We start from the raw sequence: 9,243 nt of genomic DNA, 5'->3' as shown, positions 1-9,243 counted from the left end.
CACCGCAGTGCTCGGCCAGCTGGTGAAATTAAGCAACCTGACCCGCACGCTGGCCGCCCCCATTCTGCTGCGGGAGTGGCAACTGGCTACCGCCCTCTGTGAGGACCTGCTGTTTCAACGGGAGAATCGCTCGCTGACCCCCTGGCTGGATCGGCTCAAGGGCTACCTGCTGCTGCAATCGACCGAGCGGGTCACCGCCGCCCAGCACTATGCCCTCTGTGCCAACGAGTATCAGGCGAGCTGGCCAAGGGCCGGGCTCTTCTACGCCATGCTGGGGCTCGGCAAATTGCAGAGCGCCCGGACCGACTTGCAGCGCCATCAGGCCAGCGTCTCGATGGCCACCCGGCTGGAGCTGCAACTCGCCAGCCAGCTGCATCAGCATCACTGGCTGGCGGCATGGGAGACCATGGGAGAGCTGCTGCAGATCCGCCCCCATCAGCCGCGCTGGCATCAGCTGGCGATGTTGCTCGGGCTGGTGCTGCAAGATGAGGAGAAGGTGCTGGAGCAGGCCAACAGCCTGACCCTGCGCCACTTCAGCGAGCAGCGCGTCCGGCTCGCCATCGACAGCTTCATGCTCAATGCCAGTCTGGCGGTGCTGTGGCACGCCCCCTCCAGCAACCGGATCCGCTCCCTGCAACAGGAGTGGGAGCACCTCAAGCGCACCGTCCACCTGCAACCCCACGAATATGAGCTGCTGCAGGCGCTGATGCTGGGGCTGGATTACCGCTTCGACGAGGCGCTGATCCTAATTGCCCACCACCAGCCGGATGAGGGGAGCGACAACCACCTCACCCTGCTGCTCGGCTTTGCAGTCAGCCAATTCTGCGGTTTGCCCCACCACGCCCAGCGCTACCTGACCCAGCTGACCCAATACCGCGTCAGGGTGGCGCCCCACCCGCTCACCCGCCAGCTGTTCCACCATCTGGTGGCCGAGCTGGGCCAGCGTCTGACGGCGAGAGAACAACGGCTGAGCGAACTGCGCCAACTGCGCCACAAGTCGATGCAGGCCAGCCAATATCAGACAGCCCTGCAAGCGGGCTTGCAGCTGCTGGAGGAGTTCCCCGCCCTGCCGGGCGATGCCTGGCAACTGCTGGAGCTGCTGCAACACTGCTGGCCTGCGGGTATGGCAGCCCCCAGGGTGGCGCTGCTGGTCGATACCCTGGAGCGGCGCCTCAAGCACAGCCCCGCGTTTCTCGATCAACATGCCCAGCAGTACCAGCGCACCCTGCAGGAGATCCGTACCCACCTGCAGCCGCACCTCTCCGGCAGCGGCCCCTCCTGTCTTGTCGCAGGGCAGCCCGAGCCATGATGATGCTGGCGGCGTGCAAACCGGCATTGCCGGCAAAGCCAATAGAGAGGGGAGCCTTGGCTCCCCTCTCTATTTGTTGTCTGTCAGCTAATGATGATGAGCGTTGGGCTCAAACCAGTGCGTCACTCTCCAGCGCCGCCTTGAGAAAATCTTTCCAGCTGATGATGCCAACCAGGGCGCCATTCTCCAGCACCGGCAGGCAGGAGACCCCCTTCTCCAGCATCAGCTTGACGCCGTCGCGCACGGTGAGATGGGGGGCGATGGTGACGAGCTGACGACTCATGATCTGGTGGGCCCGCTTGTTGAGGGTTTCGGTATCGCGGCTCATCTCGGCTTCGGAGTCGAGATAGGGGCTGATGGCACGGAACAGATCCCGATCCGAGATGACCCCCACCAGCTCCTCCTCTTCCAGCACCAGCAGGTGGCGAAAGTGTGCCTGCTCGAAGATATCCCTAATGACTCGGAGTCGATCATCCATTGAAACGGTGGCGACCCGGGTCGTCATAATATCCCTGATATGCATGCTAACCTCCCGTAACCAAACTGGTTTCTCTGTTATGGCATGTTTTTGCAGCGCCAGCCAGTGGCCAGCCCTTCGCTACAGTGCAAATCAGCGTCATTTCACGTAAGATCCGCGCCAGTTTTTCTCCTCCATTTTGAGCAAGCAGATCCCACCCATGATAGTTGCCAGTCAAATCGAACTGATCCGCGGCGGCCGCAAGCTGCTGGACAACGCCTCCGCCACCATTCACCCCGGCCACAAAGTGGGTCTGGTGGGCAAAAACGGCTGTGGCAAGTCCACCTTTTTTGCACTGGTACGGGGCGAGCTGGCCATCGACAGCGGCACCTTCAGCCTGCCCGCTGGCTGGCAGATCGCAGGCGTCGCGCAGGAGACCCCGGCGCTCGACTGCTCCGCGCTCGAGTATGTGATCGACGGCGACAAGGAGTTCCGCTCGCTGGAAGCTCAGCTGGTGCAAGCCGAGCAGGATGACAATGGTCTGCTGGTGGCCGAGCTGCACGGCCGCCTCGATACCATCGGCGCCTACAGCATTCGCGCCCGCGCCGCCGAACTGCTGCACGGCCTCGGTTTCAGCGACGAGCAGCTCGGCTCGCCGGTGCGCAGCTTCTCCGGTGGCTGGCGCATGCGTCTGAACCTCGCTCAGGCGCTGCTCTGCCGCTCCGATCTGCTGCTGCTCGATGAACCGACCAACCACCTGGATCTCGATGCCGTCATCTGGCTGGAGAAGTGGCTCAAGGGCTATCAGGGCACGCTCGTCTTGATTTCTCATGACCGCGATTTCCTCGATTCAGTCATCAGTCGCATCATTCATATCGAGAACGGCAAGCTCAACGAATACACCGGCGGCTACTCCGACTTCGAACTGCAGCGCGCCGAACATCTTGCCCAGCAGCAGTCGATGTACGAGAAGCAGCAGCGGGAGATGTCCCACATGCAGGCGTATGTGGACCGCTTCCGCTACAAGGCCTCCAAAGCCCGTCAGGCCCAGAGCCGCCTGAAAGCCATGGAGCGGATGGAGAAGATCCTGCCCGCCCACGCCGACTCCGAGTTCAGCTTCGAGTTTCGCGAGCCCTCGGCCCTGCCGACCCCGCTCATCGCCATGGAGAACCTCAGCGCCGGTTACGGCGACAAGGTGATCCTGGAGAAGATCAAACTCAATCTGGTACCGGGTTCACGCATCGGTCTGCTCGGTCGCAACGGCGCCGGTAAATCGACCTTTATCAAGATGCTGTCGGGCTCCAACCCGCCGCTCTCTGGCAAGCTCGAAGTGAGCGCCGGGGTGAGCATCGGTTACTTTGCCCAGCATCAGCTGGAGACCCTGCGTCTCGACGACACCCCGCTCGATCATCTGGCCCGCCTCGCGCCGGACAAGACCGAGCAGGAGCTGCGCAACTATCTGGGCAGCTTCGGCTTCCACGGTGACAAAGCGCTCGACAAGGTGGCGCCCTTCTCCGGTGGCGAAAAAGCGCGGCTGGTGCTGGCGCTGATCACCTGGCAAAAGCCCAACCTCCTGCTGCTGGATGAACCGACCAACCACCTGGATCTGGAGATGCGCCACGCCCTTACCATGGCGCTGCAAGGCTTCGAAGGGGCCATGGTGGTGGTCTCCCACGACCGTCACCTGCTGCGTACCACCACCGACGACTTCTATCTGGTGCACGGTGGCCGGGTCGAGCCGTTCGACGGCGATCTCGACGACTACCACAAGTGGCTCGGCGAGCAGGAGAAAGAGGCCAACGCCAAACCGGCCGATGGCCCCGTCTCCGCCAACTCGGCGGTGGCGCGCAAGGATCAGAAGCGGCGCGAGGCGGAGTTCCGCCAGCAAACCCGTCCCCTGCGCCAGAAGCTGGAAAAGCTCGAAGCGAGCATGGAGAAGCTGCAGGGCAAGCTGGCCGACATCGAGAGCCAGCTGGCCGACCCCGCCATCTACGAAGAGAGCGCTAAAACCAAGCTCTCCGAGCTGCTCAAATCCCAGGGCCCCCTCAAGGAGCAACTGGAAGAGGTGGAGCTGGAGTGGATGAGCCTCTCCGAAGAGCTGGAAACCATGGAGCAAGCCTTCTTTGCGTGACGAACAGCTGATGGCCAACGAGCGGGTCGCAGTCCACGAATTGCCGACGCCGATTGGCTTCTGGCACTGGAGCGGCAAGGTCTATGGTGAGCGCAGCCAGGATTGGCTCACCGTGCAGGAGCAGGGGGGCAACGTCAATCTGGCGCTGCTGCTGCACCGGCTCGATCAACTCGGCATCGTGGTCGATCTCACCGACCTGCAACCGGCGCTGGTGCAGACCGAGGCGGTGCTGACCCCGTGGCGCGCCCTGCGCCAGAGCGCCAAGACGCGACTCGACGAGCAGCAGTATCAGTCGATGCTGGCCCACGAGCTGGAGCTGGAGCGGCTGCAACAGGGCGTCCTGTTGCAGACCCTGCGCAGCCTCTCCCTGTTTCGCGGCAACAGCCGTAATTTGTTGAACTATCTATCGTTATTGGGTGCCCAGCAGGGCCCCCTCAGAGATCTAATATGCTGAGCTACCGCCACGCCTTTCACGCCGGCAACCATGCCGACGTACTGAAACACGCCGTTCAGGCCCTGATCATCGAGTCCCTCAAGAAGAAGGAGAAACCCTTCATCGTGCTGGACACCCATGCCGGTGGCGGTCTCTACGACCTGCGCGGCGACTGGTCCCAGAAGAAGGCCGAGTATGCCGACGGCATCGGCCGGCTGTGGGACGAGCGGGCCCAGTGGTCTGCCATGGCCCCCTATCTCGGCGTCATCGAAGAGATGAACCAGAACGGCGAGCTGCACTACTACCCCGGCTCGCCGGAGCTCTCCCGCCGCCTCTCCCGCGAGCAGGACAAGCTGGCGCTGATGGAGCTGCACAACAACGAGGTCGAAGATCTGCGCGCCAACATGGGCTATGACCCTCGCGTCGCCGTCCACCACCGCGACGGCTTCGAGGGGCTGATCGCCCTGCTGCCGCCGACCCCGCGTCGCGGGCTGGTGCTGATCGATCCGCCCTATGAGCTCAAAGAAGATTACTTCGCCGTGGTCGATACCCTGAAAAAGGCGCAGAAACGCTGGGCGACCGGCATTTACGCCCTCTGGTATCCGATCCTCGGGCAAGAGGCGGACAAATCCCGCGACATGCTGCGCGCCATCAAGCGGGAGAACTTCGGCAACGTCTTGGTGGCCGAGCTGGAAGTGGCCGGTCAGACCGCCGACTGGGGCATGAACGGCTCAGGGATGCTGATCATCAGCCCTCCCTGGATGCTGGACGAGCAGATTGAAGCCTTCCTCAAACCGCTATGCGCCAAGCTGGTGCAGGGCACCGGTGCCCAGTACAAGGTGGAGTGGCTGAACAAGGCCGCAGAGTAGGCCCGCACCAGCTCGCTCCGGCGCCCGGTCATGGCGCGAGCGAGCCGGTCAGCCAAGCCGTTCAAAGTGGCTATGCCGCAAAAGAGAAGCCCCGTTCAGGGGCTTCTTGTTTTTTTACCCGCTACAGCTTTACCCACTAACTGTTTTCCTCACCAATGGCGGCCACGCATCCCCTCTGCACACCAGACCAGCAGTTGTTGATTAATTAATTGATCTGGCTCAGGAATTCTCCGCATCCCTCTTTCCCTTGGCCAATAGGCCGGTACTATAGCCAATTGGCAACAAAGCCTCGTAGGAGTCACCCCATGAGCCATGCCAACCCCATCCCGTTGGTGAAATGCAGCAGACTGGAAGCTGAAATTCAGGGGCGGTAGCCATGCCGGATGGAATGGATAAGCGAGAGTTGCCTACGACTACCCAGTCAACATGGTGACAGCCTTATGCTGATTTCTGACCCGCTCACGCAGGCGTGCTTTGGCGGCGCTTGCCAAGAGTGCGCTGAGCACTGATTTTTCACACAGTAGTAACGGTGGCGCAAAAAGAGGAAGTCAAGCGAATACGCCCAGCATGCGAAGAAAGCTGATGACGTTATGATTTAATGATTATTTTTACTTGGCGGCAGTGAAAATGTTACGGAGTTATATGGAATGCTCTGCTAACGGATTAGTGCCGTCTTCCATCTAATCACTGTTAAATTCTATTGATCACAGGAGCCCAAGTGGATAAAACAATTAGAGTAGGAGTTTTTACCGGGATAGTTGCCTCGATGGTATTTGTATATTTTTTGGACCCAATCATTCGAGTTTTTGGTGAGGGTGTATTATATGTGTCCGAGTATCTAGTGACAGGCCTTCTTGACTCCTTATATCAAAAGAGCGCTTTAGGAGTCGCTAAAGATCCGGCGTTATCAACTTATTCTTTTTTAGTGGGAATAATAGTTGGCTTTCCTGTGGCAGCGCTCTCGGTTATTCTCAGAAGAAAAATAAAGCCTAGTAGCGAAAATAATAAACCCATTGGGTCTAAATCACGAAAATTGATTGCGGTCATTCCTTTGGTTATTTTGCCTATTATGCTTTTTTACCAACTTTGGACAATGCTTTTTCAATATCAAGTTGTAACTTCATTTGACCAACATATTCGGATATTGGCACCTTATATAGATGTTAAAGAGCGAATTCTTATAGAAAGCAAGTTCGCATCTATGCAGAAGGAGGATGACTATAAAATTCTGTATAGCGAGATGAACGAAATAGCCAAATCTAATAATGTTATTTTGCCAGATAACCCTTCGTATGGATTCTGGACTTTCTAATTTAACAAGACGCTGTTGCCGGACAAACTTTCCGCTGCGCTACAAATTTGCCGCAAATCGCGGCGTTATATTTATGAGGTAGAAAATGAATAACTTTCCACAAATTCAGATAGTTAATCAACCAATGGTTTTTCTAGTAGATTCACCTTCAAATGTTGATCTTTATGATGGATATAGTATTGGAATGGCTCTTAGAGATGCACTTAGAGCTATACGTATTCCGTGCTTTTATACATTGGCTACCAACGCAGAAACCTTTGCTAATACATTTTCTCAACGGCTGCCACTTGCCATTGCTGAGGTTCAAAAAACACCCAATGTCAACGCAGTGCCATTTGTTCACCTTTGCATGCATGGAAAGTCAGATGGGATTGGTTTAACGGATGGCTCTTTCATTGACTGGCTTTCGCTACGCAGAATGCTGCTTTCTCATAATTATGTAAAAGGATTTGATCCTTTTGTGTGTATGGCGTCTTGTGATGGAATCAATGCAACCAACATGAACAATGCTTTTGATAATGCATTTCATTTTCTTATTGGGAATAGTGGAAAGGTTTTGCAGTCAGACGTTACCGTTGCTTATGCTTCATTTTACAATAATGTGATTTATAAAAACTATACAGTTGAGCAAGCCGTACAAGCAATGAGAACTGCCTGTGGTGATAATAATTTTTTCTTTGCGCATGGAGAGACACTAAAAAATCAAAAGTTTCAACAACTTCAAGCTTCAATGGCTCAAACCAACGTCAATGTTCCAAATTTTCAGCCGCTGTACAAATAAATATAACAAACTGTTCAAGAGTGATTCGCAAAGCGTGGCATTTTTACCGTGCGTTGTGTTCAGTGTTTAAGGTGGTATGCGCCAGCCCGTAGGTTCGAATAGCGTAGCGTATTCGGACAATCGCGTATAACCCCCCCACAACCTAAGCAAGGATCGGAAGATCCCCTTGTGGGGCTTGTATCAGTCACCCTGATGCAACCCAAGGCTCGTCGGTGCCACTATAAGCTGGATTTATGGATTTTCTGATAAAAAAAATCTGGGACACCCACCTTTCTGAGCAAGGCGTAGCATAGCCCGAACCCAAAAGATGGGTGTCCAAGGTCTTCTGTACCAAATCTGGGACACCCACCTCTTTGAGCAAGGCGTAGCATAGCCCGAACCCAAAAGATGGGTGTCCAAGGTCTTCTGCTCACCGAGTTCAATAGCAAAAGCCCCATCACGGGGCTTTTTCTATTGGTGCGGCCGGTGTGTAAGGCAACCTGAACCTGCCCACCCTATGAGCGGGTGGGCAGATCCTGTTTCAGCGCAACCAGCAACAGGGCCAGCAGGCCAAAGGGCGGAAACAGACAGAGCAGGGAGCAGATCAGGGTGACCAGCGCCGGATGCTCGCTCTTGCGGCGCGCCAGTCGCCAGGCGATGACGCCGACGATGATCATCAACAACGCAATGAACTGGCCAAGCAGAGTGGCATTGATATTCATGAAAGATCCTTTTTCATGGGCAAGTGTGAAGAACCTGTACTTTATCGCCTTGGCTGCGATTGGCAACCTCTGAACCGCACCAACAACTCGCCCGTTGATAGGTTCTCTCTATTTCGGCAATAGATGAGAATAGTTTTCATTTAATTTCATTTCGGCGGATACTCTCATCATCAACAGAGGGAGCCGCCATCATGAAAAAGACCATCAGCTTTGCCATCCTGCACTTCGGTGTCGCCTTTACCGTGGCCTACCTGCTGACCGGTGAGCTGCTGACCGCCAGCCTGATCGCCCTGATCGAGCCTGCCGTCAACACGGTCGCCTTCTACTTTCATGACCTTGGCTGGCACAAGCTCAAACCAAAGCACAGCCTGCAGGCCAAGACCAGCAGCTTCGCGGTGGTCCACTTCTCGGTGGCTTTCGGAGTGGCCTTCCTGCTGAGCGGCGAGCTGCTCACCGGCGGCGTGATGGCGATGATCGAACCGGCCATCAACACCGTTGTGTTCTTCTTCCACGAGCGGCTGTGGCGCGCCCGCAGTCAGCAACTGGCGCTGGCCTGATCAACCGGGCAACCCGCCTCCCCCTCTATCCGCGGCCACAAAAAACCCGACATTCCGGCCAGAAGTGTCGGGTTTTTCACATCAGCAAAGATCTGTATCTGGATGCATCATCCGATGCCCCATCCATAACGATCAGGCTTTCTTGCAGATGGGATCAACGATAAAGGCATTCTGATCAAACTTCTGCCAGGCGCCGGTGCCGACCCCATCGACCACCAGAATGGAGACCACGCCGAAATCGACAAAGATCCCGAGCAGAGTGGTGGCATCGAACGACTTTGAGACCGGCACTGTCACCGAGTAGCAATCCGCACGCTTGACCGTGATGGTGTAATTCTCTTTCTTCTTGAACGAGGTAATCACATTGCCGTGGCCCAGCAGCATATCGTTGACGTAGATCTCCGCATCGGGATCCTGACTGCGAATGGAAACCTGCTGACTTGTGCCGTTAAACATGGCCGCACAACCGGACAGCATGATGGCCAGCAAGGCCCCCGTCATCAACCTGAACATAATTAACCTTCTTGTTATTAAGAAAAGGCGGCAAATCTAGCACGCCTCTCGAACAGGAGTGAAAGTACAATGCTGCAGGCCTGTCTGAATGCTCAAAATAGCGACCACTCCTGACCAGTTTTCAAACAAGCCGGCCTCATCCAGCAACAGTTCCCTTCCCCACTGGAGTACCGCGGCAAA

10 protein-coding genes are annotated in these 9,243 nt (G+C 56.3%); 7 read left to right on the top strand and 3 right to left on the bottom strand.

Translation table 11 applies throughout. The annotated features are described in order from the left end of the window. Positions 1-1,309 (top strand): hypothetical protein (locus tag AACS18_RS02185; protein ID WP_258228824.1); only part of this gene is annotated, 1,309 nt, incomplete at its 5' end. Between the two features lie 109 nt (positions 1,310-1,418). Here AACS18_RS02185 and AACS18_RS02180 read toward each other — a convergent pair. Then, positions 1,419-1,832, bottom strand: a complete 414-nt coding sequence (locus AACS18_RS02180; protein WP_040068349.1) for a CBS domain-containing protein — start codon at positions 1,830-1,832, stop codon at positions 1,419-1,421. 154 nt (positions 1,833-1,986) lie between these two features. On the opposite strand from AACS18_RS02180, the gene AACS18_RS02175 reads away from it, so the two are divergent. The 5 genes from AACS18_RS02175 to AACS18_RS02155 all read left to right on the top strand — a co-directional run bounded on the left by AACS18_RS02175 (position 1,987) and on the right by AACS18_RS02155 (position 7,292). Further along, positions 1,987-3,897, top strand: coding sequence for an ABC transporter ATP-binding protein (locus tag AACS18_RS02175; RefSeq protein ID WP_108613599.1), 1,911 nt, complete (start codon positions 1,987-1,989; stop codon positions 3,895-3,897). Further along, positions 3,890-4,351 (top strand): DUF2390 domain-containing protein, encoded by a 462-nt coding sequence (locus AACS18_RS02170; protein WP_181363385.1) that lies wholly within the window; start codon positions 3,890-3,892, stop codon positions 4,349-4,351. The genes AACS18_RS02175 and AACS18_RS02170 overlap by 8 nt, the downstream gene beginning before the upstream one ends. Beyond that, positions 4,345-5,199 (top strand): 23S rRNA (adenine(2030)-N(6))-methyltransferase RlmJ, encoded by an 855-nt coding sequence (locus AACS18_RS02165; protein WP_108613598.1) that lies wholly within the window; start codon positions 4,345-4,347, stop codon positions 5,197-5,199. The genes AACS18_RS02170 and AACS18_RS02165 overlap by 7 nt, the downstream gene beginning before the upstream one ends. A gap of 718 nt (positions 5,200-5,917) precedes the next feature. Next, a complete protein-coding gene (locus AACS18_RS02160; protein ID WP_108613597.1) occupies positions 5,918-6,511 on the top strand; it encodes a hypothetical protein in 594 nt (197 codons plus the stop codon). A gap of 85 nt (positions 6,512-6,596) precedes the next feature. Beyond that, complete coding sequence (locus AACS18_RS02155) at positions 6,597-7,292, top strand: hypothetical protein (RefSeq protein ID WP_146184835.1); 696 nt, start codon at positions 6,597-6,599, stop codon at positions 7,290-7,292. 494 nt (positions 7,293-7,786) lie between these two features. Here AACS18_RS02155 and AACS18_RS02150 read toward each other — a convergent pair whose 3' ends face one another. Further along, on the bottom strand, positions 7,787-7,993 hold the full coding sequence (locus tag AACS18_RS02150) for a hypothetical protein (RefSeq protein WP_108613594.1): 207 nt from the start codon (positions 7,991-7,993) through the stop codon (positions 7,787-7,789). A 191-nt stretch (positions 7,994-8,184) separates the two neighbouring features. On the opposite strand from AACS18_RS02150, the gene AACS18_RS02145 reads away from it, so the two are divergent. Next, complete coding sequence (locus tag AACS18_RS02145) at positions 8,185-8,550, top strand: DUF2061 domain-containing protein (RefSeq protein WP_005343334.1); 366 nt, start codon at positions 8,185-8,187, stop codon at positions 8,548-8,550. 132 nt (positions 8,551-8,682) lie between these two features. Here AACS18_RS02145 and AACS18_RS02140 read toward each other — a convergent pair whose 3' ends face one another. Continuing rightward, on the bottom strand, positions 8,683-9,063 hold the full coding sequence (locus AACS18_RS02140) for a hypothetical protein (protein ID WP_005335561.1): 381 nt from the start codon (positions 9,061-9,063) through the stop codon (positions 8,683-8,685). Positions 9,064-9,243: the final 180 nt, after the last annotated feature.

The organism is Aeromonas sp. HMWF015 (genome assembly GCF_963878965.1).
In the GTDB taxonomy this organism is placed as follows: domain Bacteria; phylum Pseudomonadota; class Gammaproteobacteria; order Enterobacterales; family Aeromonadaceae; genus Aeromonas; species Aeromonas veronii.
Note: the sequence above shows the minus strand (reverse complement) of the source record. Positions and strands in the feature narration are given on the sequence as shown.